We start from the raw sequence: 25,370 nt of genomic DNA on the forward strand, positions 1-25,370 counted from the left end.
GAAAATGTAAAATTCAGATATAGCCAATATCAATCCCCTTCTTTTTAGATATGCCTTGCGATCTGAGTATCTCATCAATAAACTTCTCTGCTTCTTCTTTTGACATCCCAACTTTAACAACCAAGAACTTGATTAAATCATCCCTTGTTGCACCACGTTGGATTCTGTCAATAAGCATCAGGACTATTCTTTCAAAAACAGCTTGAGCAAAGTCTTCTTCCACTTTAAGTGCTCTTACAAGTTCATTTATTCCAATGAGTAAAGCAGTCAGAGCATCGTTAAACTCTGCTTTCCCAAGGGTTTTTCTGTCAAGATCAACCCTAAGGATAATTTCATCATTAATGCCACTTAGCGTGAATTTCAATAGATTTATTTTGTCATTTAGGACAAGCATTGCATGATATATCTTTAACCGTTCCTCTAAAGGGAGTGCCGTTGTTTCCAAGCCAAATGGCACCATCAGATGAACGAACTCCTCACTGAACAGTATGTTGAGCACAAAAGGCATTTTTGGGTATTCTGCAATATAAAAGTGCTCTTCAATTTTCTTAACATTCCACGGCAGATCCACAATGTCCTGAGCATCATCCCTTCCTTCCCTCAGCCACTGAATGACTTGTTCCTCCACAGGAAATCACCAGAGAAATATTAGCATTTGTCCTTTAAAATATAATCGTTCCACAGGAAAGGAAACTGTTAGATGCGCAATTTTAGACATTGGGTTTTGATATTTGCAAACGATTGGATGGTAGCAGTTGTACATTTCAAATGGAAGTAGAATGAACAAGATTGTTCATTAAAACATGTGCATTGGTGAAAACATGTGAACATCATGTTAAATAGAAATTTTTAACAACCATTCAAGAAATTAACACAATGTATCCCCCAGGGAGTTGTATTTCCAGTGGAGACTGGCACAACACCTTTCCATTTTTATTGTTTTTGGTGATAAACACTCCCACTTTCTATACACGTCATGGTATATAAACTTATCTATGAACATTGTTCATAAATTATAATGAAAATTAGTACATTACTATGAAGATGTTATCCACTTCTTAAAAATAACATGAACACATGATCAATGTACTATGTAAAAACTTTTTTCAGAATTTGTTGTCATTGTATGTATCCGCTGTGATTGCTGAGCCTCCAAAAGTTAGTTCCAGTGGAAATAAAACTCTGGGGGATCATTTCGATAAACATCTTAATAGGCTTTTATTTCCACTGGAACTATTTGGCATTCAATGTTCATAAATATTCACTGCTCCCCAACAACAGTTAGCGAGCCAACAAAACTGACTAGTTGATTACTATTGTCTTTTAACTGCCTCTTCCTAAAGAACCGGGAAGATTGCATGATACTATTAGTGTTGAGCGTTGGGCTAAGAGTATTCGTCAACTGACTTCCTTTACACCCCAAAGGGCAACTTTCAAAAGGAAAATAAAAAATAAGTTGCTAAGTTGCATTGAGCACTTTCTTTATATTCTCATAACGAGGAATAGTGGCTACGTAGATTTTCTTCGTAATATTGGTGGATGGAGTTTCATTTCCACTGGAAATTTAGCTGTTTAGGAATTCATTCGTCCAAAATCAACTTTACTTCTTTTGTATTTTTTATTTTGAAATACATGGAGCTTTTTTTGGAAAAAGAGAAAAGTATATAACCTCTTACATCTTACACTTACCAGTGATCATGCTTATGGGTGGTAATGATGGCGAGAAAGAAAAAGGTTGAGACTGTTGACGATGAAATAAAAGAGCTTGAAGAGTTTGAAGAGCTTTCAATTGATGCTGAAGTGGCCAAAACTTCAAAGAAAAAGAAAAAAGAAATCAAAACGCTCGAAGACTTGCCAGGTGTTGGTCCTGCAACTGCTGAAAAGCTTAGAGAAGCGGGATATGATAGCTTAGAAGCAATTGCCGTTGCATCACCAATAGAGCTCAAAGAAATTGCTGGAATAAGTGAAGGCGCTGCTTTAAAGATAATCCAGGCTGCAAGAGAAGCAGCTAATATTGGAACATTCATAAGGGCTGATGAATACTTCCAAAGGAGACAGACAATAGGCAGAATTTCCACTGGAAGCAAATCCCTTGACAAGCTACTTGGTGGGGGAATAGAGACCCAAGCAATCACCGAAGTTTTTGGAGAGTTTGGCAGTGGAAAGACCCAGATAGCTCATACTTTAGCTGTCATGGTTCAATTGCCACCTGAAGAAGGTGGTTTAAATGGAAGTGTCATCTGGATTGATACCGAAAACACATTCAGACCAGAAAGAATAAGGCAGATTGCTGAAAATAGGGGCTTGGATCCAGATGAAGTTCTCAAGAATATATATGTCGCAAGGGCATACAATACAAACCACCAAATGCTTCTTGTTGAAAAAGCGGAGGAGATAATCAAGGAGAAGCTCAACACTGACAGACCAGTCAAGCTTATGGTCGTTGACTCTTTAACAAGCCATTTCCGTTCTGAATACGTTGGTAGGGGAGCTTTAGCAGAGAGACAGCAAAAGTTGGGGAAGCATTTGGCTGACCTACACCGCTTGGCAAACCTATATGACATTGCGATATTTGTTACAAACCAGGTTCAAGCAAGGCCAGATGCATTCTTTGGCGACCCAACGAGACCAATTGGTGGGCATATCTTGGCCCACTCAGCCACACTCAGAATATACCTCAGAAAAGGCAAAGCTGGAAAGAGAATTGCAAGGCTCATTGATTCACCCCATCTACCCGAAGGAGAGGCAGCCTTCAGAATCACAGATAAAGGAATTGAGGATTAATTTCTTCCTTTCTTAATCCTTTTAAATGGTTCGATTTATTCTTAGTTGATGAGCATGAAAGTGGAAGCTAAGGTTGAACCCTCTCACGAAGAAATAATTGAAATTTTGGATAAAGCCCTCTCTGTTGAGGCTATCATAACTCTTTTTGCTTATTGTAGGGTATTCTATGAGGGGAGAGCCAAGAGTGAGCTTGGCCCCGGAGATAGGGTCATTATAATCAAGCCAGATGGCTCTTTTTTAATTCACCAGAAGAACAAAAGAGAACCTGTTAACTGGCAGCCGCCGGGGAGTGTTGTCAGCATCGTTCTTGAGGATGGGAGAATAATGCTGAGAAGTGTTAGGAGAAAACCGAAAGAAACCCTTGAAGTTGAGCTCATTAAAACTTATCTTGTGAGTTATTTCCAAGCAGAGGATTATGAGGAGCTGACATTAACTGGAAGTGAAGCAGAGATGGCTGATTTGATCTTTGAGAATCCCTCATTAATTGAGGAAGGATTTAAACCGCTCTTTAAGGAAAAGCCAATTAAACATGGAATAGTTGATGTGCTTGGAAAAGACAAACATGGCAATTTGGTTGTCCTTGAGCTTAAGCGCAGGAGAGCAGATCTGCATGCGGTCAGTCAACTTAAAAGATATGTTGATTCTCTGAGGGAGGAGCATAAAAATGTTCGTGGGATTTTGGTTGCCCCTTCTCTTACGGCTGGGGCTAAAAAATTACTTGAAAAAGAAGGGCTGGAATTTAAAAAGCTGAATCCACCAAAGCGTGAAAAGAGGAAAAAAGGCAAGCAGAAAACCCTTGATTTTCTCAGCCCATAGCCATTTCGTGAGGAAGCATCTCTCTCACTCTTGCTTTGATCAAATCTCCCTCCCTTCTGATTTCGATAACTTTTCCAAGTCCTACCAAGCGAAGCTGAACTCTGCACACCATCTGCTCTCTCTCATCACTCTCCTCCCATAAAATTCTCTGCTCCATCTTCTCCATCCTTAATATCTGGGCTATTATTCCCTCAGTCCCTTTTGTTATGTCTTGCAAGGTTTCGTATGTTAGAAATACCCTATCACCCTCCTTAAGGTGCTCAAGAACGAATACATTGCTTGCACTCCTAATTTCCAATGTGCGGTATGGATTCCTCAGTAATTGATCAAGGGTTCGCCTTGTAATTCCCGCCAAAATTAGGACTTCCATAGGCACCACCTCACAGATAAATGCTCTCATATTGCTTCTCTGCCTTCTTTCTTGCCATTTCCATCTGTTCATGCATCTTTCTGAGCTGCTCTTCAATCATCTCTGCCTCCTTTATGAGGGGCTCTGTGGATATCTCAATCGGTGTGAGCTTCTTGATAACCTCAATAACGTTTGCCGCTGCTCTTGGGTCGGGTCTGTCTCCGAAGGTCTCGCCAAGCAACACATATCCGTTAATCTTTTCTTTTGAAGCCTCCCATAAGAGCTTCCCGCTCATGCCCATTATTGAGCCATACTGGAGTATTTTAACCCCCAAACCTTCAAGCTCTTTGTTGAGATCCTCATTTGCCCCAACGCCCCACACTTCCATCTGTTCCTTGAAAAAGCCAATTCCCATTCCGCCAATGGAAATGAGCTTTTGGGCATTTGTTTCTTTCAAATAACTGATGATTTCTTTGGCTATTTCATTTACAAGAGTTGGTGGAACGTAGATGTCAGCAACGGCTATGATGAGGTTATCTTTTCCATAGAATCTCAAAGGTGGGTTGGGTTTTCCTTCGAGGATTAAGCTCATTGGCGGTATGAACGGACTCTCGATGTATCCAATCATCTCCATGTTGAGCTCTTTTGCCAAGAAGTTAGCGGCAATGTGTCCGACAAGTCCAATTCCCGGGTAACCTTCGATGAAAATGGGGTTTTCTATCTTTGGGAGAACTAACCTCACCGGCTTTTCCATCCTCTCACCTCAAGGCTTAGTTTGGCTTTCGAAGGTAATTAAGTTTTTGCCGCTAACTTGTAAATGCCGAAGTTAAAGTTTAAATAAACATAAATCGAAGATTAACAAGGTGATGTCCATGCCAAAGATTGGAATTATTGGCGGTTCTGGTGTTTATGGCGTCTTTGAGCCAAAAGAGACGATAAAGGTTCACACACCTTACGGAAGACCATCAGCGCCTGTAGAGATAGGGGAAATTGAAGGGATTGAAGTGGCTTTCATTCCAAGACACGGTAAAAACCATGAGTTTCCACCACATGAAGTGCCGTATAGAGCAAACATTTGGGCTCTTCACGAGCTTGGCGTTGAGAGGGTCATAGGAATTACAGCCGTTGGCTCCCTCAGAGAAGAGTACAAACCTGGAGACATTGTAATTACCGATCAGTTCATTGACTTCACAAAGAAGAGGGAGTACACATTCTACAACGGTCCCAGAGTGGCTCACGTTTCGATGGCAGATCCCTTCTGTCCAGAAATGAGGAAGATATTCTATGAAACTGCCCAAGAGCTTGGCTTCCCGGTTCATGAAAAGGGAACTTACGTTTGTATCGAAGGGCCTCGCTTTTCTACAAGGGCTGAATCTGCGATGTTCAGGCAGTTTGCCCACATAATTGGGATGACCCTCGTTCCCGAAGTGGTCTTGGCGAGAGAACTCGGAATGTGCTATGTCAACATCGCAACGATTACGGACTATGATGTCTGGGCTGACAAGCCTGTTGATGCTCAAGAAGTTCTCAAAGTCATGAAGGAGAACAACTACAAAGTCCAAGAAATCCTCAAGAAGGGCATTCCAAGGATTCCTGAGGAAAGGAAGTGTGGCTGTGCTGATGTGCTTAAGACGATGTTTGTTTGACTTCTTTTCTCTTTCCTTGTTGGCAAAAACCTTATAATTCTCCATTTATTAGACCCGTTTTAAAAAGAGAAGGTGATACCATGAGCATATTAATCAAAAATGGCTACGTGATTTATGGCGAGAATCTTGATGTCATGAAAGCTGATATCTACATTGAGGACAACAAGATAACTAAAATCGGTAAGAATCTCAACATTTCAGCAGATTATGTAATAGATGCAAAAGGAAAAGTGGTTTCACCCGGGTTCATAAATCTGCACACCCATTCTCCGATGGGACTCTTCAGAGGGTTGGCTGATGATTTGCCTCTTATGGACTGGCTTAAACACCACATATGGCCAAAGGAAGCGAAGCTTACAAGAGAATATACAAAAGCCGGAGCATATCTTGGGGCATTGGAGATGATTAAAACGGGAACTACTGCGTTTTTGGATATGTACTTTTATATGGACGCCGTTGCAGAAGTGGTTCTTGAATCTGGTCTTAGGGGATACCTCAGCTATGGTATGATTGATCTGGGTGAGCCCGACAAAACTGAAAAAGAAATTAAAGTGGCTTTGGAAACGATGAAATTCATTGAGAAGCTGAGCTCTGAGAGAGTTCAGTTTGTATTTGGCCCTCACGCACCCTACACCTGCTCAATAGCTCTTCTCAAAAAGGTTAGAGAGCTTGCCAATGAACACAAAAAGCTCATAACAATTCACGTAGCTGAGACGATGACTGAAATAGGTCAAATAACATCTCGCTATGGAAAGAGCCCTGTTGTTCTGCTCGATGATATTGGCTTCTTGGCTGATGATGTTATAATAGCTCACGGGGTATGGCTTGACAGCAAGGACATACACATTTTGGCAAGGCATCGCGTGAGCATAGCCCACAATCCTGCGTCGAACATGAAGCTTGCGAGTGGTGTCATGCCCATTGAGAGACTTTTGAATGCTGGGGTAAACGTAGGTCTCGGCACTGATGGAAGTGCAAGCAACAACAACTTGGACATGCTTGAGGAGATGAAAATCGCCGCTTTGCTTCACAAGGTTCACAATTTGGATCCAACGGTTGCAGATGCAAAGACAGTCTTTAAAATGGCAACTCAGAACGGTGCAAAGGCTTTGCGCTTGGATGCTGGTGTGATAAAAAAAGGTGCCTTGGCTGATTTAGTGATTATAGACTTTAACCAGCCGCACTTGAGGCCAATTAACAACGTTATAAGCCACCTCGTTTACTCGGCAAACGGCAACGATGTGGAAACGACAATAGTTGATGGGAAGATTTTGATGCTCGATAGAGAGGTTTTCACATTGGACGAGGAGAAGACTCTGGAAAAAGCTGAGGAAGTTGTGGAGAAGCTTGCGGGGTGAGATTGTGGAACTCCGCTTTAGAAATTTAATTTTTAAGATCGCTCAAGGTGATATAACTCGTTTTAGGTCTGAAGCCATTGTAAATGCTGCCAACAAGTATCTGGAGCATGGCGGCGGGGTTGCTTATGCCATAGCAAGAGCCGCCGCTGGAAACGTTCGGGAGTATATAAGGATAAGCAAGGAAGCTATGAGGGAGCAGATTGGGAGAGACTGGATTGAGCACGGGGAAGTCGTTGTAACTCCAGCTTTAAGGTTGGAGCAGTATGGGATTAAATACGTCATTCACACAGTTGGTCCTTACTGCGGCGGCAGATGGGATGAAGATAAGAAGGAGAAGCTCAAGAAAGCCATTCTCGGAGCTTTGAGAAAAGCCGATGAATTAAAAGTTAGAAGCATAGCTTTTCCAGCTATAAGTGCTGGAATTTATGGTTGTCCTCTTGAGGAAGTTGTGAGAACTTTCCTTGAGACAGTTGAGAAGTTTTCAGGGGAAGCAGATAATGTGAGGGAAGTCTATTTGGTGCTTTATTCAAGTGAGGATTATGAGAGGGCTTTGAAGGTGCTGGAAGTTGAGGGACGATTTAAATGAACTTAAAAAGTCAATCTACATTGTGGGTGGTGTTTTATCCCTTCTTATAATTGGAGGAGTACTTTCTGTTTATTCTAACAATGCCTTTGTTATAGCATCTTATGCGTTTTTTTGGTCTGGTATTAACTTTGCTCCTGTTCACATCTGCTTTCCAGAAAAGTTATCTTATTGTATTTTAAGTAGTTTAGTCAAGGAAAAAGTCTTAACATTCTTTTTCCCAATTTTCTCATGGTGATGCTTATGAAAATTGAAGATGTTTACATTTGGGATACCAACGCTAAGTGGCTCGGCATTTCACCGTTTCAGCTTATGGAAAACGCTGGTGCTGGAGTGGCAAGAGCAATAGAAGAAAAGTTTGGAAGAGGACTTAAAGTTGCAATATTCTGTGGAACTGGAAACAACGGCGGAGATGGCTTTGTTGCTGCCAGGCATCTTAGCTTTGAGAATGATGTAACTGTTTTTCTCGTCGGCGATGAAATAAAAATCAGAAGTGAGGAAGCTAAACACAATTGGGAGATCCTCAAAAAGCTTGACTTTGTAAAAATCAAAATCCTTAAGGACTCAAGCCAGATAAAGGGTCTCAATCTTGAAGAGTATGATGTCATCGTTGATGCCCTTCTCGGCGCTGGAACTAAAGGAGAGCCGAGAGAGCCTATACGCTCAGCGATTAAAAAAATCAATGAATATTCCGGAAAGGCTAAGATTGTGAGTGTTGACCTGCCAAGTGGCTATCCTTCAAAAGTTCAGGTCAAATGCGACTTTGCCGTAACTTTCCAGTGGGACAAAGAAGAGTTTGAGGGCTTTGAAAGGATTGTTGCCAAAATTGGCTATCCAAAGGAGCTTTATCACTTAGTTGGCCCAGGAAATGCAAAGTTTGCCTTACGGAAGAAAGGAGAGCACAAAGGACAGAACGGAAGGCTTTTGATAATTGGTGGAAGTGAGGATTATTTTGGCGCTCCCTACTTAGCAGCAAAAGCTGCCAGCTATATCGTTGATTTAGTATATTTGGTGATGCCAGAATATTCAGCGAAACGCATAACTGATCCGGACATGATTTTGAGGCCCGTTGAAGGAAAAAACTTCACAAGAGAGCATCTTGAAGAAGTTTTGGCATTAACTGAAAAGGCTGATGCCGTCATCGTAGGCCCAGGTATTGGACTCAGGGATGAAACCAGGGAGTTCGTTAGAGAATTTGTAAAGCGCTGTGAAAAGCCTTTAGTTATAGATGCTGACGGATTAAAAGCCATAGCTGAAGATTTAAGCGTCCTCAATGGCAAAACATTCGTACTAACACCACATGCTGGAGAATTTAAAACGCTCTTTGGAGAGAAGCCGGAAGGCTCGCTGAAGGAGAAAGCTGGGCTTGTCATGAAGAAAGCAAAAGAAATTAACGGTGTAATTCTCCTTAAGGGGGTTTACGATATCATCAGCGATGGAAAAGTCTGGAAGTACAATAAAACAGGAAATAGGGGGATGACAACTGGGGGAACTGGAGATGTTTTGGCTGGTATTATTGGAGCATTGCTCGCTCTTGGAAATTCACCGCTTAGAGCAGCTTCCGTTGGAGCATTCCTCAATGGATTGGCTGGAGACACGGTCAAAGAGGAGCTTGGCGAGAACTTCACGGCACTGAATGTTGCGAAAAAAGTCCCTCATGCTGTTAAGTGGGTTTTGGAGTTTTAATTTATTGTCATAGCTCCAGCAAATTCTTCATCTTTTTCGCTTTTTCGCAGAACTCACATGATTGAAGAAACACAAGCAAATTTAACAGATGAAAAAGTTCGATCTCTTTCAGGTCTAAATCTGCTTGGGATACTTTTTGAATAATTGGTCTTGAGTTGTCCTCTATCTCTTTTAAAATCTGGGCGGTTAATCTGAGAAATTCATTCTCATTCTTTATCTTGATCCCAGATTTTTTGAGAATTTCCATGAGCCTTGATGCTTCTATCCGGAGATACTGCTTTCTAAATTCCTCGATGCTCTCATCTGGCTCAACTTTGAGAAGGAAGAGTCTTGCTGTTCGGGCATAAATTCTTTCGTTTCCTTCTTGTCCTATTTCTTCAACAAAGCCCGCATTCTCAAGGACTTTGATGTGTCTGTATACTGTCGAGCGATCTTTTTTTAAAAACGAACTCAATTCGGCGATGCTCATTGGATGTCTTCTCAGAAGCTCAAGAATTTTAAAACGGGTGGGCTCTGCAAGTACTTTCATCCTCTCTATCTCTGTTATTATGAGAACTTCCCTCATAGTCATCACTAAAATTCGTCTAATTTGTCCTGTGGAGTTTCACTTTCTTCAATTATCCTTTTTCCTGCAGCAACCATGTCTATGCTGTGCACAACGCCGCCAAATTCCTCTATTGTCCTGACTATTTCGTCGTAGTCTAAGTTATCGCCAACTATCGTTATTTTTATGTTCTCCGTTTCTTTGTCAATTTCTACGAGTGTTATGTTAACCCCTTCAACTCCACGAATTTCGCTCAGTCCCAAAGCTAATTCCGTGACCATGGGCTGATGTGGTTTAAGCACATCAAGGACGAGAAGTCTGATCCCTCTTGCCATTTTCTCTTCCCCTTCTCACCTCAAGTATTCACTTTTTAAGGATTTCCCCAAGTTTTTTCAGCAACTTTAATGCCTCTTCATCTCTTCCTATCTCTGCCATGCTGAGCCATTCAATGGCATGGATTATGTCCTCATTTGAAAAGTCCTTAAGTAGCTCTTCCTTTTCTTCAATTTCCTTGGAGATTTTCATTTTGTATTCATGTTCCTTTTCAAGTATCCTGTCCATTGTGTTGAGTAGCTCTTCTTCATCGAATTCGTACCCAAGAGCTTTGAATATGTCAAGCTTTGTTTTTAATCTTGATCTTGCAAAGTACCTCAGCTCTTCATCCCCAAGGTAGAGGTTTATGTAAAATGCGTCGGCTGTTCTGCCGTAATACTTTTCAACGAGGTTCCCTTTCATCTCTGTTCTTTTAACCTCAACCAGTCCAGCTTCTTTAAGCTTTTCAATGTGGTGATACACTGTCTGTGGTGTTTTGCCGAGAATTTCAGAAAGCTGGGAAATCGTCATTTCCCTGTTCCTTAGGAGTTGAAGTATTTTCCTTCTTGTGTCTTCAAGCATAAGCTTGATGACCTTTGGATCGGTAATCACTTTGACTTTCTTACTCATTTCGATCACCTAATTTTAACGTTCTAATTTTTGTTTGAACGTTTCTGCAATATAACCTTTTCGGGTTTTCACATCCAACGAGTTTGCTAACCACTAAAGACTATATTTTTGACATTTTTCTTTTCACAAGCCTTACCTTTTAGGGCGGGGTACGGTGTTCTGCAAATTAGCCATTAAGCAGGAAAGCAACACTTAGGTAAAATTTAAATTTGGAGTGGGAGAAAGCAGAACGGAGGTGGAAAAATGAACTTAGAGTTTCTATTTTACCCCAGGAGTGTTGCTGTGATAGGAGCATCGCATGTTCCGGGCAAGATAGGCAATGCGATAATGAAGTCAGTAGCGCGGCAGTTCAATGGGAAGATCTATGCTGTCAACGTTAAGGGTGGAGAAATTGAAATTAATGGACAAAGGTTCAAGGTCTACAGAAGTATTCTTGAGATTCCAGATGAAGTTGATGTTGCTGTCATAGCTATTCCAGCCAAGTTCGTCCCCGATGTCATAGATGAGTGTGGACAAAAGGGAGTTAAGGGGGCAATAGTTATCTCGGCTGGATTTAAAGAAGCTGGGAGGGCTGATTTGGAAGAGGAGCTCGTAAAGAGAGCAAGAAAATGGGGCATTAGAATTGTAGGTCCAAACTGTCTTGGAGTTACAAACCTTGAGAACGGCTTTGACTGTAACTTCAACCCACCAGAAAGACAGGCAAGGCCAAAATTTGGTGGTATTGCTTTTATGAGCCAAAGCGGTGCTTTTGGCGCTGCAATTCTTGACTGGGCTGCAAAGCACAATGTGGGAATGAGCAAGTTCATCAGCTTAGGTAACATGGCAGACTTGGATGAGAGCGACTTTATGAGCTATTTAAAGGATGACCCCAAGACAAAAGTCATAACTGCCTATCTTGAAGGTGTCAAAGATGGCAGGAAATTCTTCAAAATTGCAAGGGAAACAACCAAAGCCAAGCCCGTAATAATTTTAAAGGCTGGGAGAACTGAGGCGGGAGCTAAGGCAGCTGCTTCTCATACTGGCTCACTTGCGGGAAGTTATGCAATATATGAAGCAGCATTTGAGCAGACTGGTGTTTTAAGTGCAAAAAGCATGAGACAGCTCTTCAACTATGCAAAAGCCTTAGCCATGCAGAAGCCAGCAAAAGGGGACAGAATTGCCATAGTCACAAACGGTGGCGGCGCTGGTGTTATGATGAGTGATGGATTGCTTGAGAAAGGGCTTAAGCTCGCTCAGCTCAGCGATGAAACTAATGAGAAGTTCGCAAAAGCCATAGAGGAAGGAAAGCTGCCTCACCACATGAGCTATAAAAACCCAATTGATGTCATTGGAGATGCTCCGTCAAAGAGGTATGAGTTAGCTATGCGCTATGCTTTGGAGGATCCAAATGTTGACGTTCTTGTCGTCATTGCTTTGTTCCAGAGCCCAGCGCTCGATGAAGGAATTGTTGATGTTATGGAAAAAGTGCAAGAGTACGGGAAGCCAATAGTCTTCGTTGCTCCCGGTGGAGAATATCCGGAGAAAATGGCGCGCAGAATCGAGGAGAAAGGGGTTCCTGTATTTGAGACCGTCGAGGATGGAGTAGACGCGGTTTATGCTCTGGTTAAATATGGAAAGTATTTGAGTGAGGTTTGACTTTTTATCTTTTTTAACAGAAAACTTTAAATTCTCCTCTTGCATTTTTTAAACCATGTTCGGTGATTGTTTTTGGCTTAGCTGATGCTGAAATCAAAACTCTTTTACTTGGGTTAGTCTATTTGATCAAAGCTTTTGGAGGTGCTTTTGATGGCTGAATTCAAGGTTACGCCATGGGATGTCGAAGGAATGGTGGATTACGACAAGCTGATAAAGGAATTCGGAACACAGCCGCTGACAGATGAACTGCTTGAGAAAACAGCCGTGCTGACAAAGAGCGAACTGCCGCTCTACTTCAGGAGAAGATTCTTTTTCTCCCACAGAGACTACGATTTAGTCCTTAAAGACTATGAAGAGGGTAGGGGCTTTTTCCTGTATACGGGAAGAGGTCCGAGCGGGCCGATGCATATTGGTCACATAATTCCTTTCTTCGCTACGAAATGGCTTCAGGAGAAGTTTGGAGTCAATTTGTATGTTCAAATCACAGATGATGAGAAATTCCTATTTAAGCCAAACCTAAGCTTTGAAGACACCAAGAGATGGGCATATGAAAACATTTTGGACATAATTGCGGTTGGCTTTGATCCAGATAAGACTTTCATATTCCAAGACAGCGAATTCACGAAGATTTATGAAATGGCTATCCCAATAGCGAAAAAAGTGACGTATTCAATGGCAAAAGCCGTTTTTGGCTTCACGGAGCAGAGCAAGATTGGAATGATTTTTTACCCGGCAATTCAAGCTGCCCCAACGTTCTTTGAAAAGAGGAGATGTCTAATTCCAGCGGCAATTGATCAAGACCCTTACTGGAGAATTCAGCGAGACTTTGCCGAGAGCTTGGGGTATTACAAGACGGCCGCACTCCACAGTAAGTTTGTTCCTCCTTTGACAGGATTGGAGGGTAAAATGAGCGCATCAAAGCCTGAAACTGCTGTTTATTTAACAGATGATCCAGAAGAGGCAGGCAAAAAGATCTGGAAGTTTGCCTTAACCGGTGGTCAGCCAACGGTAAAAGAGCAGAGGGAAAAAGGTGGAAATCCTGAAAAATGTGTGGTCTTCAAATGGCTCGAGATATTCTTTGAGCCGGATGATAAGGCTCTGCTTGAGAGATACCACGCATGCAAGAGCGGTGCTCTGCTTTGTGGGGAATGCAAGCGCTATCTCATAAAGAAAGTCCAGGAATTCCTTAAAGAGCACCAGAAGAGAAGGGAGAAAGCTAAAGATGAGATTGAGAAGTTCAAGTACACCGGTGAGTTGGCAAGGGAGCAGTGGGACAAAGCAATCCCCGAGCCTCTGAGGAGGTGATTTTCTTCTTCCTTAATTTTTTGTGAGCTATTGTTTTGGGCATAATTATAAACTCTAATAGATTACTTAACTTTGGTGATCCCATGATCCGCTTACCATTTAGAGATGGCTTTTATGAGGTCAATCCAAGCAAGATAATATGCCTCGGGAGGAATTACGCTGAACACGCAAAGGAGTTAGGTCATGAGGTTCCAAAAGAACCAGTAATTTTCCTTAAGCCTCCTTCCGCTTTGATAGGGCCAAATCAGACAATAATTCTACCAAAAAAGAGCAGAGAAGTTCACCACGAAGTTGAGCTTGCCGTTATTATAGGAAAGAGGGGGAAGAACATCCCAAGAGAGAAAGCCATGGATTACGTGCTGGGCTATACAATCCTGCTCGACATCACCGCCAGAGACCTGCAGTGGGAAGCTAAGAGAAAGGGTCTCCCTTGGACAGTTGCTAAAGGCTTTGACACCTTTGCTCCTATTGGACCAAGAATTGTCCCAAAAGAAGAGCTTGATCCAAGCGACCTTGAGATAGGGCTGAAAGTTAACGGAGAAGTCAGGCAGCTCTCAAGGACAGGCAAGATGATTTTTAAGATTCCGGAGATAATCGAGTACATCTCAAGCATAATGACCCTCGAGAAGGGCGATATAATTGCAACGGGAACTCCAGAGGGTGTTGGCCCTCTAAGGCACGGCGACACAGTTGAGGCGTGGATTGAAGGGATCGGAGTTTTAAAGGAAAATGTGCTGGCGGAGAGGTCAATACTATGCTGATTTCTTTTCTCTCAGCTTTACAGAAATCCACTGCATCTTATTTTCTTCATTTTTAACAACCAAAATGTAGTCTCCTTGTGGAATCTTGACATTGTTGAACTCAACACCTTTTACATGTTCCCAAGCCTTATAGTATTCGAAGTGCTCTCCCTGCTTCATTTTCTCAAAGTTTTCTCTGGTCATAATATAAACGCTTATCTTTCCGTTTGCCTTTACATACCCTTCAAGGATTGAATCCCCTAAAAGATGGTACATTTTGTATTCGTTGAGGTTTGTTTTCCACTGGTATGTATAGCTCCCGTAGTGGGAAATTAGACCATAAACTGCAATCCCGATTATGATTAGCATCGCTAATGCTGCTACGATACCTCTTCTCATGCTATCACCGAAAAGAGTAAAGAAAATCGGCTTAAAAGTTTTATTGTATGACATACAGGTGAACTCTCAATCCACCGTGTCCTACCAATCGGTGATGCAGAATCTTAAATCCGTTCTCCTCAAATGCCTCTTCAATCGCTTTTTTCTCTGTTGTTAGAAAAACACCCCTCTTCTCTAAAACTTTTGACAGCTCAGAGAAAAACTCCATGTAAAGCTTCGGGATTAGGCTTTTTTTACCTATTTTTAGGCCGTAGGGTAAGTTGCTTATGGCAAAATCGACGCTGTCAGCGTATTGAGTCAGCTTTGTGGCATCTCCTTGAATGAACTCAATCCTATCCAAAACCCCAGCCGCTAAAGCATTCATTCTGGCTCCCCTTAAGTGCTTCTTGTACTTCTCAATTCCTATTATTCTTCCTTCATAACCCCTTAAAGCCAGCTCGATCAATATAGTCCCGCTTCCGCACATTGGGTCAATAACGGAGCCACCATCTACCTCAGCAAGCTCAGTCATTGCATTTGCTATTGAAGCCTTAAGATGTGCCGGATGGTCATAGACACGCCAAGGTCTTTTGTGCAGAGAAGAATCTCCAGTTGTGTCAATTCCTAAGAAGAATACATCATCAATGAGTTCAGCCCTAAAAATCACGCTTGGATGGTCTAAATTCACTTTAGGCTTTCCATATCTGCTGAGTCTGTCATAAATTGCACTCCCAACTGTTTTTGCAATATCAACGCTTGTAAACTCATGCTCGCCTTTCCTAAATGACCTAACAGCAAAGCTTTCTGTTATCTTCACGTAGTTTTCAATTGGAAGGGAATACACGAAATCGTAAATCTCTCTGAGGGCTTTCTCTGGTTCTTGGCTTTCGATTCCTTTAAATTTTAACGATGCTATCTCAACTATTACGCGATGCAGAAGTCGGGAATTCTCGTTGAGGAAAGTTGCTGGACTGAATTCTCTCTTTTTGCCTTTCTCATCGGTGTAGAAACTCTCCTCAACTTCTGCAATTAAGCGGCCTTCAACTCCAAAGGGCTTTTCTTCGATACTAACTTTGATTCCTTTGCTCTCAAATAGTCTTTCAACTTCCTTTTTGGCTAAATCTTCAATTCCCTGTGAAGTGGTTAGTAGGAATTTCATGCTCATACTCCAAATGTTTGATAATTTGCTTATAAGCTTAGCTCAGAAAAGTTCTCCATTAATGAATCTTTTTGTTAGTTCACTTTTTGGTCTTTCGAACACTTCCTTAGTTTTGCCAACTTCAACTATCTTTCCAGCGTACATGTGGGCGACCCTGTCGGCGAGCCTCTTCGCCTGGAACATGTTGTGGGTCGAGAAGACTATCGTCGTGCCGTTTTCCTTGGTGATTTCCTTTACGATGTCCTCTATTATGGCCGAGTTCGTTGGGTCAAGGTTGGCTGTAGGCTCGTCCATCAGGAGGAGCTTCGGCTCAAGGACTATCGCCCTCGCTATGGCGACCCTCTGTTTTTCTCCGCCGGACAGCGTTTTGGCCTTTCTCTTTTCGTAGCCCTCAAGCCTCACAAGGGAGAGCACCTCGTGAACTTTTTTCTCTATCTCTGCCCTGGAGTAGCCCCTCAGCTTTAACCCATAGGCGATGTTCTTGAAAACGGTCGTGTTGAACATTACCGGGGTCTGAAACACCATGGTGATGTTTTTTCTCAGCTCCCCCGGCCGGCTCCAGTTGACAGGCTTCCCATCGAAAAAGTACTCCCCCGAGTCGGGCCTCTCAAGCAAGGCCAAAATCCTCAGCAGGGTGGTCTTCCCGGCCCCGCTGTGCCCCATGACGCAGAATATCTCGCCCTTTTTGACCTCAAGGCTCACACCGTCCAGCGCCCTGTGGTCTTCGTAGCTCTTAACTAAGTTCTCGGCCCTCACTATCATTCCAACCACTTCCGCACAAGGTTTGAAAGCAGGTTCACAGCCAATACTATGCCCATGAGGATTATGCCCAGCGCTATCGCCATATTTATCTCCGCCCTGACGGTGTACATCTGTATTGCAGTGGTGAGAACCCGGGTGTTGTAAACGCCACCCCTAACGTAGATGTTGCCGCCGATCATGAGGGCTATGCCGAGCTCGGCTATGGCCCTGTTGAAGGCCGCTATGATGGCTAAGACTATACCTCCGACGCTCTCCCTGACCACTTGGAAGGATGCACGCATCTCATCGGCACCGAGAGTTAAGGCCAGCTCTCTCACCTCACCCTCTATCGACTCCAGCGAGTTCACGACTATGCTCATAATTATTGGGGTTATCAACAATGCTTGACCGACGCTTATCCCCATCTCCGTGTAGAGAAGGCCGAGGGAACCGAGCGGGCCGAGGGGGACGAACATCAGGTAGAGCACCAGGCCCCAGATAACGGTCGGGACTCCCATGAGCCCGTTTATCAGGGTCTTAACCAGCCATTTGCCGGGGAAGTCCTTCAGGCCGAGGAGCACTGAAATCGGCAGAGACCACGCCACCGCCATCAGTGTCGCTATGCCTGAAACCTTGATGGAACGGAGGGCTATCTCTATCACGTAGGGGTCGTCTATCAGCTTCACAGCCTCTGAAAATCCCTGGATTATGTAGTCCCACGCCATCTTTCATCCACCCTGAGATGGAGGAAAGAAATAAAAGGCTTAGCCCCCAACCACCGAGGCCGGGAACTCGAAGAAGTCGTAGGTGGCGTTGTACCTGAACTTCTCGGGACATTCGGTGTATTTATCCCCGTCCTTCATGAAGCCGTACTTGAGGATCCACCTGAAGACATCCCCCTGCTCGCCCTTGAGAACCGGAACGGCCGGGTAGAACAGGGGCCTTCCAAACTCGTCCTTCCCGTACTCGGCTATAGCCTTCTGACCCTCGTCGCTGGTGAGCCACTCGGCCAAGAGCATCGCATCCTTAAAGTCCTTGCCGGGTATCTTCTTCGGGTTGATTATGATTATGGCGTAGACGTTTATGAGCTCCTCCCCCTTGTCAACGAGGACGTCCAGGTTTATCTTGCCTTCCTTCTGGTACTTGAGGTAGGTTCCTATGTCCGAGATGGTGTATGCCTTCCTCTCGCTCGTGTAGAGGAGCGTGTTGCCCATTCCGGCACCGGTGGTTCCGAACCAGCTCTCGTTCTTCAGCTCGTTGAAATCGAAGCCAGCGTTCTTCCACAGGGCTATTTCCTTCGTGTTTGTTCCCGAACCGTCGTCCCTTGAGACCCAGACGATTTTGTCGGGATGGGCCCTGCCGTACTCGACGATCTTCTTGAGCGCCTCGGAAACGCTTAAACCTCTAATTCCAGCAGGGTCGTCCTTCGGGCCGACTATCACGAAGAAGTTGTAAGCAAAGACCTTTCTGTTCACCCCGTAGCCCTCCTCCATGAAGGCCTGTTCCTTCGGGAGTGCATGCACGAGTATGGCATCGCTGGCACCGCTTTTAGCATCGAGAATCGCTCCCCCTGTCCCCTTGGGGATGAAGCGGAGCTCTATGTTGTACTTCTCCTTGAAAATTGGTGCAACCACGTTCTCAAGGATTCCGGTATCGTAGAGGCTGGTGGTGGTTGAAATCGTAAGAACCTTGGGCTTTGCCGTTGCAACCTCATTGCTGTTACCTATACATCCATAAGAAAAGCTGACAAGAATGAGAGCTAACAAAAATCCCAGCTTTAGCCTCTTATTCATGATGTTCACCATTTATTCGTGTAGAAACAATATTTATAAACATTTTTGCATATTTTAAATGCTTTCGTTTAACAGATGCTACTCAAGTATAGCGATTATTCCCTTCCATTTCTTCCCAAAGCATTCACTTGCTATGACTTTCTTTCCAGTAATCTTTTCCAAAAGCTTTTTTGCTGAGTCGCACTTTTTAAATCCAGTTGCTATACCCACAGTAAATCCTTCAATTTCCTTAATCCCAACTCTCTTCACATTGCTCGGTTCAATCTTCTCTCTAAACTTCCAAAGTATTCTCCTTGGGTCAAGCAAAAGCTCTTGCTCAATCTCCTCAAGAACATCACTGTATGCCCATTGGAATTCCTCTTCCCTCTTCTCTTCTTTTTCAAATAGGGTGAATTTCCCTGTCTGCCACTCTCTAAGGAAGTATCTTGCTGTTTCTTCAATGTCAACTTCTCCTCCTTTTCTAAGTAAACCCTTCTTTCTACCGATCGCCTCCAAAATCTGCTCCTCACTTTCAAACTCTTGAATGTCATATTTCTCAGTCAAGGCTTCTTTTCTGGTATCAATGATACGTCTAATAAGCTTTAATGCCGGCTTTACCGGGTCTTCAATCTTATCTGCTGGGAACCCTCCTTTGATTACAAGTTCGTCAAAGTCATCTATCGGTACAACACCGGGAGAGTCTATTAACCATATTTTCTTACTGAGCCTTATAAGCTGTTTTCCTTTGGTATACCCAGGAATTGGGGCGACTCCAACGGCATGTTTACCTTTAAGGACATTAATTATTGTGCTCTTTCCAACATTTGGATAGCCAATTAATGCAACTTTAACTTTTTCTTTTCCTTCATCAAACAGCTCTTTTGCTATCTTTTTGATTTCTCTTCTCAGGATTCCAGTTCCTTTTCGTTCTCTTGCACTGATAAAAACCATCGGAACATCGCTCTTTCTCTTATACTCTTCAGCCCATTCTTTAGGAACTAAATCGGCTTTGTTCATAGCTATGAGCAGTTTTTTTCCGCTTTCCTTCACTAACCTCTCAACCTTTGGGTTTCTCGTTCCAATTGGATCCCTCGCATCAACTACCTCAATTACAATATCAGCCTCGTCTATCACTTCTCTCACTATTCTCCATGCTTTTTTCTGCTTCATCTTTCACCACCGTTATCTCGAAAATTACAGTTCCACCCTCAGTATAGGGAGGTCCAGGATCGAGACACTGCACATAGGCTTTGCCTCCTTTTCCCAGTCCAAGTTCACTTGGTTTAATACCTTTTCTCAGTGCCACGATATAAGGCATTAGGGAGGCGAATGCGTGAGTGCATACTGCATCTGTTTCTTTTAGGTTTATCTGTGGTCCTTCAATAACTATTCTGTCACCTACTTTAAACACTGGACATTTTCCTCTAATTTCTATGACATTTATAATCAGTTTCCCCATGATACCACCGAAATGTAAATAAGGCTTTAAGTTCAAAAGATTAATTCAGATGTGGATGGCCGACTGTAATTTTAACGATAATTCTCATGGTGGTGCTCAAGGTGTCAGAGGATATTGAAGCGAAAATTAGAAGGTTGAGAGAGTTGGGAAAGGCAACTGCCGAGCAAGAAGCCAGACCTCCCAAGCCCGCTGTGACAAGACCTCCGAGAAGAGTTTCTAAAATTGGAAGTCTTAGAGAAAGGGAAAGAAAAAGAAGAATTATAATAGGAGCTGCAATCGTGATTATAATACTCTTGGCGATTTCATTTGCCGCTTATACTTATTACCAGAATAGAACCCTCAGGGAGTTAGAGAAAGCGAAACAGCAAAAAATTGCTGAGGTCAATAGGTATTTTACAGGGGAACTTGCCAATGATACTGCCAAATTTGAGCTGATCAAACAAATTCAAGCTGCTAAAAGTATTGAGGAGCTTAACAAGATTGATGTGAAGAAAGTCTATGAGGAACGTTTGGCTGAGTTGCAAAGAAGAAAAGAGGAAGAAGCTAAGAAAAAAGCTCTTGAAGAGCTAAACAAAGCCAAAGCTCAGCAAATATCTGCAATTGAGCAAGCATTTGAACCGTTGTTGGCTCAGCCTCTTCCGGAAGACTTGAAAAATAAGGCAATTAAGAAATTAAATCAACTTAAACAGGAAGTTGAGAATGCTCAAAGTAAGGAACAAGTTCTCGCCGTTGATCCCACACCGTATCTGATGGATTTATGGAAAGAATACTATTATTACTTAATTGATTCTATTCCAACTCAAAAGGTAATTCTAAAGAAGGGTGAGGAGAAGAGAATATATACAAAAATTGAAGCCAAATACGTAATCAGTAAAATAACAGATCTTGGGGAGCTCCTTCAATATACAATTGAAAAAGCGGAAATGGTGCAAATTGCCCTTGTGTTAACAAGAGACAGGATAAATGGGGCATTTCTTTCACCGGGTGATAAGATCAAAATTTATGCTAAAAATGGTACAAAAGGCCAATACATCAAAATCGCAGATGAAGGGTATGTTGATTTGGTGCTTCTCCCTACGACAGCAGGTCAAATTTCACTGAGCGAATCTCAGAGTGAGGGAAGTACGGTTTCGACGTCATCAACCACATCCTATTCAGAATCACACTCAACAAGCTATACTCCCGGAGATACTACAATAACAAATGCTCAAAATGCAAATAACCAATATTCTACAACTCAATCAAGCAGTGACAGCTCAAGTGCATATTACAATTATAATGTCAACTTGGCTGAAGTTCTGAAGGCAATTGCAGCTGGAAAAATCGAAGCTCCAGAGGATGTTAAAGAACAGCTCTCACAGTATGGATGGAAAATTATTGATCTCGAAAAAGATTCAGGCATGCTTGTGCTCGATCCCACGGCCAGATTTCTTGTAATAATCGAAGTTCCGGCCGAATTTGTTACGGACATATTAAACCATAAGGACATGATCTATATTGCAAAAATCACGGGGTGACAGACAATGAAAAGGTCTCTCCTTTCATTTTTCCTTGTTTTTTGGCTATTTGGAGCATTCTTAAATGCCTCTGTAACTGGTGAGGACTATCCTCTTCCTGGAGGGGATTACAATAATATTGGGATTAAGGCAAGTCTTTATATTGATCTAAACATAACATTGATTAATACTGCCCCATTTCCAAAATTTGTAATCGTTAACCCATATTACAATTACATAATATATAGAGAGAATGGGGAAGTTTTAAGGGAAATTGGAAATGTGTCTTATATAACACCTGCTTTGAACACTCTCAACTACCTTCCAGGCTTCTGGGTCAATCCGTATGAGACTCTGAAAGTTGAAGTAATGGTTAGAGATGATAACGTTATTGATCTACCATTAAAAGAGTACAAATCCGCATTTCCACACAGCATAACTATTGTTTATCCAAACACGACTTCTGTGGTGTATTATGTTAAGACAGAGAAAGATGTGCAAAACTTTTTTTATGGTACTGTATACCCCCAACTGTTATTAACTCCTCGCTACTATTTCGATGTCCAAACTTCTTTCTTTGGAAGAGACGGGGATATTAAAATACTAAAATATGATGGGGAAGTAACTTTGGTTCTCCAGAATATTCCCAACAAGTATGGACTATTCAGGACATTATTTGCCGTTGGATTGCCGGCTGTTTTTGAGAATGCCAATCATTATGGATTTACTCCGGAATACACCATGAGGTACAGTGAGTATGTTTCTGAATTTCTACCAAGCTTTTTAGGAGTGAAAGAGGAACCTAAAACACAAAATGTCTCCAAAAAAGAATTTAATTTATACCCTCTATCAAACAAGCTTTTGAGTGGGAAAAAGATTGAAAACATAAAGCAACCAAAAACTAAATTGGAGAGCTTTGATTACCCTGTATGGATTGTGTGGCTTGGAAGTAGTCCCCTTGAAATAAAATATCACGTATCTTGGAACAATGATGAAAAGGTGAATGCAATTGAAAGACAAAAAGAGAAAGCACTCTGGTTTGTCTTGGATAGAAGAAATCCTGAGTAAAGATGCCGCTCCTTTAGAGAATATTTTGGGAGAGACAGACAAAAAGAAGGAAGATAAATCCCGGGGAGCGGCGTTCCCATTTGGAAGTGGAGGAGGGTTAGACAGCATTCTATCTGAGAACTCCACAAAAGAAGAAAAAACAAAATCTCCATTTCCATTTTTGAAAGAAGAAAAAAGTGGGGTTAAATTGGAGGATATTCTTGGAGTTCCCGAAAAGAAGCCTGTGGAACAGACATTTCCAAAGGAGGGGAGGAAAGAAACGCCCTTAACACTTCAGGATATTTTAGGAGCGCCCCACAAGAGAGGTGTAATTCCTCCTTATGTTGGAGAGGTTAAAGTCCTGGATGCATATGGGAATGTGCGCATTCTCAAAGTTAAAGGGGAGCCAGTACCGATATATGAACTAAGGCTTCCTGAGCTTAGTAAAGATGAAGAGAAACTTCTCAAGATGGTGAGAGATAGAGCAGTTGTTGAGATTCAAATTGATCCGGAGAGCATACCAGACATAGAAGAGAGACGGAGAATTTTCCTTAAAGCCGTAAAAAATATGGTAAGGGAGATGGCTCCCACTTTATCTGAGGGGAGAATAGAGATCCTTACTGAGCTTGTTGTTCAAAATATGATAGGGTATGGCAGACTTGACCCATTGGTGAGAGATGATAATCTTGAAGAAATAATGGTTATTGGAACCAACAAGCCGGTCTATGTGTGGCACAGAAGGTTTAACATGTGTAAAACTAATATTGTATTTAAGGATGATAGGGAGATTTTAAACATAATTGAGCGTATCGCAAGGGAAGTTGGAAGAAGGATTGATCAGCAAAGTCCGCTTTTAGATGCCCGTTTGCCTGATGGAAGCAGAGTAAATGCTACTATTCCACCGATCAGCTTAGATGGCCCAACAATTACAATTAGAAAGTTTAAAAAGGATCCACTGACGATAATTGACCTTATAAAGTATGGTACACTTAATACTGAGGTTGCAGCTTTGCTTTGGATATTTGTCGATGGATTGGGCATTAAGCCCGCAAATATCCTTGTCGCTGGTGGAACTGGTTCGGGTAAAACAACAACGCTGAATTCTCTTGCAATGTTTATTCCACCGAGTGAAAGAGTCATCTCCATTGAAGACACTGCTGAACTTCAGTTGCCGATAGAACATTGGGTCAGATTGGAAACAAGACCCCCAAATGTTGAGGGAAAAGGAGAAATTACGATGGATGATCTCGTTAAGAACACGTTGCGTATGAGACCTGATAGAATCATAGTTGGTGAGGTCAGAGGGCCAGAGGCAAGAACGATGTTTACAGCCATGAACACAGGGCATGATGGTTGTATGGGCACAATTCACTCCAACTCAGCAAGAGAAACAATTGTTAGGCTTGAGAGTCCACCAATGAACGTTCCAAGAATTATGATACCTGCTTTGGATATTATCATCATGCAAATCAGGTACCATAGTAGAAAAAAGGGAACAATAAGAAGAATCACAGAAATCGCTGAAGTCTCGGGAATTGAGGGTGAGAGTATTCAGTTGAACAAGTTGTACAAGTACGATCCGGCTAAGGATGAACTTGTTGCAACGGGAGTTCCAAGCAGGTTTATGAATATTTTAGCTCAGCACACCGGACTAAGCCTCACTGAGCTTGAAATTGAAAAAGAGAAGAGAAAACTCGTGCTGGAGTGGATGATAGAGAGAGGAATAAGAGGTATTGAGGAAGTCGGACACTATATAAGACAGTTCTACATAGACTCAGAAGATCTTCTTAAGAGAATTGAGAGAGAAAGTACATCTGCTGAACTTGCAAAGAAAGTTAAGAGCTTTATTTAAGGTGGTGTCTGTTGGGAATTGGTAAAAAAATAACTGATATCTTCGAGAAAATTGGCGAAAAAACTCTGGAACTTAGTGAGAAGCCCATTAGACGAATTCCTCAAGGAAAAAGCATTCAAGAGAGGCTTCAGGTACTCAAGAAAATGCAGGAGGAAGTCGAAACAGAAAGAAAGGAAGAGAGGGAAAAAGAAATTGAGGAGCTTGTAGAATGGAGAGAGAAAGAACTTCAAAAGCCTTTTTCTGAAAGAATTGCAGAAGCAGTATTAAAGTATTTCAGTGGTCCAGTTAGATCCTTGACAAAGTCGTTAAAGGGATTGGAGTATGACCTGTATAGGGCCAATATTAGAATGAGTAAGGACAAATATGTGGCATTGATGATTGGAGTTAGCATCATTTCAAGTATTTTTACATTCTTAGTTGGAGTTCTCCTCATGCTCCCCGTGGATGTTTCGGTGTTATTAGCACTTCTTGGATTCATTGGTGGATTCCTCTATATGAGGAATTACCCCAGAATTGTGTGGAAACACAGGGTTGCAGAGGTAGAAAGAGCAATGCCTTATGTTCTTAGGCATTTAGCATCTTTATTAAGTGCTGGTGTCGGTATTGCAGAGGCAATATTATCGGTTGCAAATTCGGATTATGGCGTGATTTCGGAGGAATTCGAACTTATAATCAGAGATATGCGTGGTGGTGCATCCTTTGAGGAGGCTTTGACAAGATTTGAAGAGAGAATGGCATCAGAAAATGTGAGCAGAGTTGTGAAGCAAATGCTGAGGGCAGTAAAATTTGGAGGGAATTTATCGGGAATACTCTACAAGCTGGCTGAGGACTTTTCATTTGAGTACAGAATGAGGCTTGTGGAGTATGTTCAAAAAGTCAATGGGTTAGCATTCGTTTACATGTTTATAAGCGTCGTCATGCCCACAATGCTTGTGGTCGCCGTATTGGCGGCATCAATAATGAATAAAAGATTGATTATGCCCATTCAAGGATTGGCAGTGGTACTGCTTTTTGGCTTTCCAGCAATGGCATTTCTGATGGTTGTGATGATAAAACGCAGTGAGCCGAGGTGAGTAAA

At 42.3% G+C, this 25,370-nt stretch carries 27 protein-coding genes; 14 read left to right on the forward strand and 13 right to left on the reverse strand.

Features of this window, described 5'->3' with window-relative positions; genetic code table 11:
• Window positions 1-13: 13 nt before the first annotated feature.
• Window positions 14-628, reverse strand: coding sequence for a hypothetical protein (locus TERMP_RS09275; protein ID WP_013468146.1), 615 nt, complete (start codon window positions 626-628; stop codon window positions 14-16).
• A gap of 1,088 nt (window positions 629-1,716) precedes the next feature.
• Between TERMP_RS09275 and radA the strand changes: the two genes are divergently transcribed.
• Both radA and nucS read left to right on the forward strand, forming a co-directional pair.
• The gene (gene radA / locus TERMP_RS09280) at window positions 1,717-2,784 is read left to right on the forward strand and encodes a DNA repair and recombination protein RadA (protein ID WP_013468147.1); all 1,068 of its coding nucleotides are present in this window, start codon (window positions 1,717-1,719) and stop codon (window positions 2,782-2,784) included.
• Window positions 2,785-2,832: 48 nt separating this feature from the next.
• Window positions 2,833-3,600: an endonuclease NucS gene (gene nucS, locus TERMP_RS09285; RefSeq protein WP_048159826.1), complete on the forward strand. Its 768-nt coding sequence runs from the start codon at window positions 2,833-2,835 to the stop codon at window positions 3,598-3,600.
• Here nucS and TERMP_RS09290 read toward each other — a convergent pair.
• A complete protein-coding gene (locus TERMP_RS09290; protein WP_013468149.1) occupies window positions 3,590-3,970 on the reverse strand; it encodes a DUF473 domain-containing protein in 381 nt (126 codons plus the stop codon). The two genes, nucS and TERMP_RS09290, sit on opposite strands and share 11 nt — an antisense overlap.
• A gap of 10 nt (window positions 3,971-3,980) precedes the next feature.
• Window positions 3,981-4,703: a proteasome assembly chaperone family protein gene (locus TERMP_RS09295; RefSeq protein ID WP_013468150.1), complete on the reverse strand. Its 723-nt coding sequence runs from the start codon at window positions 4,701-4,703 to the stop codon at window positions 3,981-3,983.
• A 118-nt stretch (window positions 4,704-4,821) separates the two neighbouring features.
• Here TERMP_RS09295 and TERMP_RS09300 point away from each other — a divergent pair, with 118 nt between their 5' ends.
• The 5 genes from TERMP_RS09300 to TERMP_RS09320 all read left to right on the forward strand — a co-directional run bounded on the left by TERMP_RS09300 (window position 4,822) and on the right by TERMP_RS09320 (window position 9,222).
• The gene (locus tag TERMP_RS09300; protein ID WP_013468151.1) at window positions 4,822-5,595 is read left to right on the forward strand and encodes an S-methyl-5'-thioadenosine phosphorylase; all 774 of its coding nucleotides are present in this window, start codon (window positions 4,822-4,824) and stop codon (window positions 5,593-5,595) included.
• An 80-nt stretch (window positions 5,596-5,675) separates the two neighbouring features.
• Entirely contained in the window at window positions 5,676-6,953 is a 1,278-nt protein-coding gene (locus TERMP_RS09305; protein ID WP_013468152.1) for an amidohydrolase family protein, read from the forward strand.
• 4 nt (window positions 6,954-6,957) lie between these two features.
• Entirely contained in the window at window positions 6,958-7,539 is a 582-nt protein-coding gene (locus TERMP_RS09310) for a [protein ADP-ribosylglutamate] hydrolase (protein ID WP_013468153.1), read from the forward strand.
• Window positions 7,520-7,774: a hypothetical protein gene (locus TERMP_RS09315; RefSeq protein WP_048159827.1), complete on the forward strand. Its 255-nt coding sequence runs from the start codon at window positions 7,520-7,522 to the stop codon at window positions 7,772-7,774. Before TERMP_RS09310 ends, TERMP_RS09315 begins: the two co-directional genes overlap by 20 nt.
• 5 nt (window positions 7,775-7,779) lie before the next feature.
• The gene (locus TERMP_RS09320) at window positions 7,780-9,222 is read left to right on the forward strand and encodes a bifunctional ADP-dependent NAD(P)H-hydrate dehydratase/NAD(P)H-hydrate epimerase (protein WP_013468154.1); all 1,443 of its coding nucleotides are present in this window, start codon (window positions 7,780-7,782) and stop codon (window positions 9,220-9,222) included.
• A 7-nt stretch (window positions 9,223-9,229) separates the two neighbouring features.
• On the opposite strand, the gene TERMP_RS09325 is transcribed toward TERMP_RS09320, so the two are convergent.
• From TERMP_RS09325 to TERMP_RS09335, 3 genes are read right to left on the reverse strand one after another with little or no spacing between them, the layout of a single operon-like run.
• Window positions 9,230-9,787 (reverse strand): ArsR/SmtB family transcription factor, encoded by a 558-nt coding sequence (locus TERMP_RS09325; protein WP_013468155.1) that lies wholly within the window; start codon window positions 9,785-9,787, stop codon window positions 9,230-9,232.
• A gap of 8 nt (window positions 9,788-9,795) precedes the next feature.
• Window positions 9,796-10,101, reverse strand: a complete 306-nt coding sequence (locus tag TERMP_RS09330) for a DUF211 domain-containing protein (protein ID WP_013468156.1) — start codon at window positions 10,099-10,101, stop codon at window positions 9,796-9,798.
• Between the two features lie 28 nt (window positions 10,102-10,129).
• On the reverse strand, window positions 10,130-10,708 hold the full coding sequence (locus TERMP_RS09335; protein ID WP_013468157.1) for a winged helix-turn-helix domain-containing protein: 579 nt from the start codon (window positions 10,706-10,708) through the stop codon (window positions 10,130-10,132).
• Between the two features lie 243 nt (window positions 10,709-10,951).
• On the opposite strand from TERMP_RS09335, the gene TERMP_RS09340 reads away from it, so the two are divergent.
• The 3 genes from TERMP_RS09340 to TERMP_RS09350 all read left to right on the forward strand — a co-directional run bounded on the left by TERMP_RS09340 (window position 10,952) and on the right by TERMP_RS09350 (window position 14,409).
• Window positions 10,952-12,343 carry an acetate--CoA ligase family protein gene (locus TERMP_RS09340; protein WP_013468158.1) on the forward strand — a complete coding sequence of 464 codons (1,392 nt, stop codon included), beginning with the start codon at window positions 10,952-10,954 and terminating at the stop codon, window positions 12,341-12,343.
• Window positions 12,344-12,490: 147 nt separating this feature from the next.
• The gene (locus TERMP_RS09345) at window positions 12,491-13,648 is read left to right on the forward strand and encodes a tryptophan--tRNA ligase (RefSeq protein WP_193385917.1); all 1,158 of its coding nucleotides are present in this window, start codon (window positions 12,491-12,493) and stop codon (window positions 13,646-13,648) included.
• Between the two features lie 83 nt (window positions 13,649-13,731).
• On the forward strand, window positions 13,732-14,409 hold the full coding sequence (locus tag TERMP_RS09350) for a fumarylacetoacetate hydrolase family protein (protein ID WP_013468160.1): 678 nt from the start codon (window positions 13,732-13,734) through the stop codon (window positions 14,407-14,409).
• Here the strand turns inward: TERMP_RS09350 and TERMP_RS09355 are convergent.
• From TERMP_RS09355 to TERMP_RS09385, 7 genes are all read right to left on the reverse strand, one after another.
• Entirely contained in the window at window positions 14,401-14,787 is a 387-nt protein-coding gene (locus TERMP_RS09355; RefSeq protein WP_013468161.1) for a hypothetical protein, read from the reverse strand. The two genes, TERMP_RS09350 and TERMP_RS09355, sit on opposite strands and share 9 nt — an antisense overlap.
• A 40-nt stretch (window positions 14,788-14,827) precedes the next feature.
• On the reverse strand, window positions 14,828-15,925 hold the full coding sequence (trm14, locus tag TERMP_RS09360) for a tRNA (guanine(6)-N2)-methyltransferase (protein WP_013468162.1): 1,098 nt from the start codon (window positions 15,923-15,925) through the stop codon (window positions 14,828-14,830).
• 42 nt (window positions 15,926-15,967) lie between these two features.
• Window positions 15,968-16,687 (reverse strand): ABC transporter ATP-binding protein, encoded by a 720-nt coding sequence (locus tag TERMP_RS09365; RefSeq protein WP_013468163.1) that lies wholly within the window; start codon window positions 16,685-16,687, stop codon window positions 15,968-15,970.
• Window positions 16,684-17,391, reverse strand: a complete 708-nt coding sequence (locus TERMP_RS09370; protein ID WP_013468164.1) for an ABC transporter permease — start codon at window positions 17,389-17,391, stop codon at window positions 16,684-16,686. Before TERMP_RS09370 ends, TERMP_RS09365 begins: the two co-directional genes overlap by 4 nt.
• 39 nt (window positions 17,392-17,430) lie before the next feature.
• Window positions 17,431-18,471 (reverse strand): substrate-binding domain-containing protein, encoded by a 1,041-nt coding sequence (locus TERMP_RS09375; RefSeq protein ID WP_237702807.1) that lies wholly within the window; start codon window positions 18,469-18,471, stop codon window positions 17,431-17,433.
• A gap of 66 nt (window positions 18,472-18,537) precedes the next feature.
• Window positions 18,538-19,608: a GTPase gene (locus tag TERMP_RS09380; RefSeq protein WP_048159828.1), complete on the reverse strand. Its 1,071-nt coding sequence runs from the start codon at window positions 19,606-19,608 to the stop codon at window positions 18,538-18,540.
• Window positions 19,556-19,897 (reverse strand): TIGR04076 family protein, encoded by a 342-nt coding sequence (locus tag TERMP_RS09385; RefSeq protein ID WP_013468167.1) that lies wholly within the window; start codon window positions 19,895-19,897, stop codon window positions 19,556-19,558. Before TERMP_RS09385 ends, TERMP_RS09380 begins: the two co-directional genes overlap by 53 nt.
• A gap of 101 nt (window positions 19,898-19,998) precedes the next feature.
• On the opposite strand from TERMP_RS09385, the gene TERMP_RS09390 reads away from it, so the two are divergent.
• Genes TERMP_RS09390 through TERMP_RS09405 form a run of 4 tightly spaced genes read left to right on the forward strand, consistent with a single transcriptional unit; the run spans window position 19,999 to window position 25,365 of the window.
• Complete coding sequence (locus TERMP_RS09390) at window positions 19,999-21,414, forward strand: DUF515 domain-containing protein (protein ID WP_013468168.1); 1,416 nt, start codon at window positions 19,999-20,001, stop codon at window positions 21,412-21,414.
• Window positions 21,415-21,420: 6 nt separating this feature from the next.
• The gene (locus TERMP_RS09395) at window positions 21,421-22,461 is read left to right on the forward strand and encodes a hypothetical protein (protein WP_013468169.1); all 1,041 of its coding nucleotides are present in this window, start codon (window positions 21,421-21,423) and stop codon (window positions 22,459-22,461) included.
• Window positions 22,397-24,292 (forward strand): CpaF family protein, encoded by a 1,896-nt coding sequence (locus tag TERMP_RS09400; protein ID WP_048159829.1) that lies wholly within the window; start codon window positions 22,397-22,399, stop codon window positions 24,290-24,292. Before TERMP_RS09395 ends, TERMP_RS09400 begins: the two co-directional genes overlap by 65 nt.
• Before the next feature lie 11 nt (window positions 24,293-24,303).
• Complete coding sequence (locus tag TERMP_RS09405; RefSeq protein WP_013468171.1) at window positions 24,304-25,365, forward strand: type II secretion system F family protein; 1,062 nt, start codon at window positions 24,304-24,306, stop codon at window positions 25,363-25,365.
• Window positions 25,366-25,370 lie beyond the last annotated feature (5 nt).

Source organism: Thermococcus barophilus MP (assembly GCF_000151105.2).
GTDB lineage: Archaea > Methanobacteriota_B > Thermococci > Thermococcales > Thermococcaceae > Thermococcus_B > Thermococcus_B barophilus.

What these genes read in the sequence shown, in the direction of transcription:
- nucS (WP_048159826.1), top strand. Translation starts at nt 2,833, where the DNA reads ATGAGCATGAAAGTGGAAGCTAAGGTTGAACCCTCTCACGAAGAAATA.
- TERMP_RS09380 (WP_048159828.1), bottom strand. Translation starts at nt 19,608, where the DNA reads ATGAAGCAGAAAAAAGCATGGAGAATAGTGAGAGAAGTGATAGACGAG.
- TERMP_RS09295 (WP_013468150.1), bottom strand. Translation starts at nt 4,703, where the DNA reads ATGGAAAAGCCGGTGAGGTTAGTTCTCCCAAAGATAGAAAACCCCATT.
- TERMP_RS09370 (WP_013468164.1), bottom strand. Translation starts at nt 17,391, where the DNA reads ATGGCGTGGGACTACATAATCCAGGGATTTTCAGAGGCTGTGAAGCTG.
- TERMP_RS09365 (WP_013468163.1), bottom strand. Translation starts at nt 16,687, where the DNA reads ATGATAGTGAGGGCCGAGAACTTAGTTAAGAGCTACGAAGACCACAGG.
- TERMP_RS09375 (WP_237702807.1), bottom strand. Translation starts at nt 18,471, where the DNA reads ATGGTGAACATCATGAATAAGAGGCTAAAGCTGGGATTTTTGTTAGCT.
- radA (WP_013468147.1), top strand. Translation starts at nt 1,717, where the DNA reads ATGGCGAGAAAGAAAAAGGTTGAGACTGTTGACGATGAAATAAAAGAG.
- TERMP_RS09400 (WP_048159829.1), top strand. Translation starts at nt 22,397, where the DNA reads ATGCAATTGAAAGACAAAAAGAGAAAGCACTCTGGTTTGTCTTGGATA.
- TERMP_RS09335 (WP_013468157.1), bottom strand. Translation starts at nt 10,708, where the DNA reads ATGAGTAAGAAAGTCAAAGTGATTACCGATCCAAAGGTCATCAAGCTT.
- TERMP_RS09350 (WP_013468160.1), top strand. Translation starts at nt 13,732, where the DNA reads ATGATCCGCTTACCATTTAGAGATGGCTTTTATGAGGTCAATCCAAGC.
- TERMP_RS09300 (WP_013468151.1), top strand. Translation starts at nt 4,822, where the DNA reads ATGCCAAAGATTGGAATTATTGGCGGTTCTGGTGTTTATGGCGTCTTT.
- TERMP_RS09320 (WP_013468154.1), top strand. Translation starts at nt 7,780, where the DNA reads ATGAAAATTGAAGATGTTTACATTTGGGATACCAACGCTAAGTGGCTC.
- TERMP_RS09355 (WP_013468161.1), bottom strand. Translation starts at nt 14,787, where the DNA reads ATGAGAAGAGGTATCGTAGCAGCATTAGCGATGCTAATCATAATCGGG.
- TERMP_RS09290 (WP_013468149.1), bottom strand. Translation starts at nt 3,970, where the DNA reads ATGGAAGTCCTAATTTTGGCGGGAATTACAAGGCGAACCCTTGATCAA.
- TERMP_RS09330 (WP_013468156.1), bottom strand. Translation starts at nt 10,101, where the DNA reads ATGGCAAGAGGGATCAGACTTCTCGTCCTTGATGTGCTTAAACCACAT.
- TERMP_RS09340 (WP_013468158.1), top strand. Translation starts at nt 10,952, where the DNA reads ATGAACTTAGAGTTTCTATTTTACCCCAGGAGTGTTGCTGTGATAGGA.
- TERMP_RS09395 (WP_013468169.1), top strand. Translation starts at nt 21,421, where the DNA reads ATGAAAAGGTCTCTCCTTTCATTTTTCCTTGTTTTTTGGCTATTTGGA.
- TERMP_RS09325 (WP_013468155.1), bottom strand. Translation starts at nt 9,787, where the DNA reads ATGAGGGAAGTTCTCATAATAACAGAGATAGAGAGGATGAAAGTACTT.
- TERMP_RS09385 (WP_013468167.1), bottom strand. Translation starts at nt 19,897, where the DNA reads ATGGGGAAACTGATTATAAATGTCATAGAAATTAGAGGAAAATGTCCA.
- trm14 (WP_013468162.1), bottom strand. Translation starts at nt 15,925, where the DNA reads ATGAAATTCCTACTAACCACTTCACAGGGAATTGAAGATTTAGCCAAA.
- TERMP_RS09305 (WP_013468152.1), top strand. Translation starts at nt 5,676, where the DNA reads ATGAGCATATTAATCAAAAATGGCTACGTGATTTATGGCGAGAATCTT.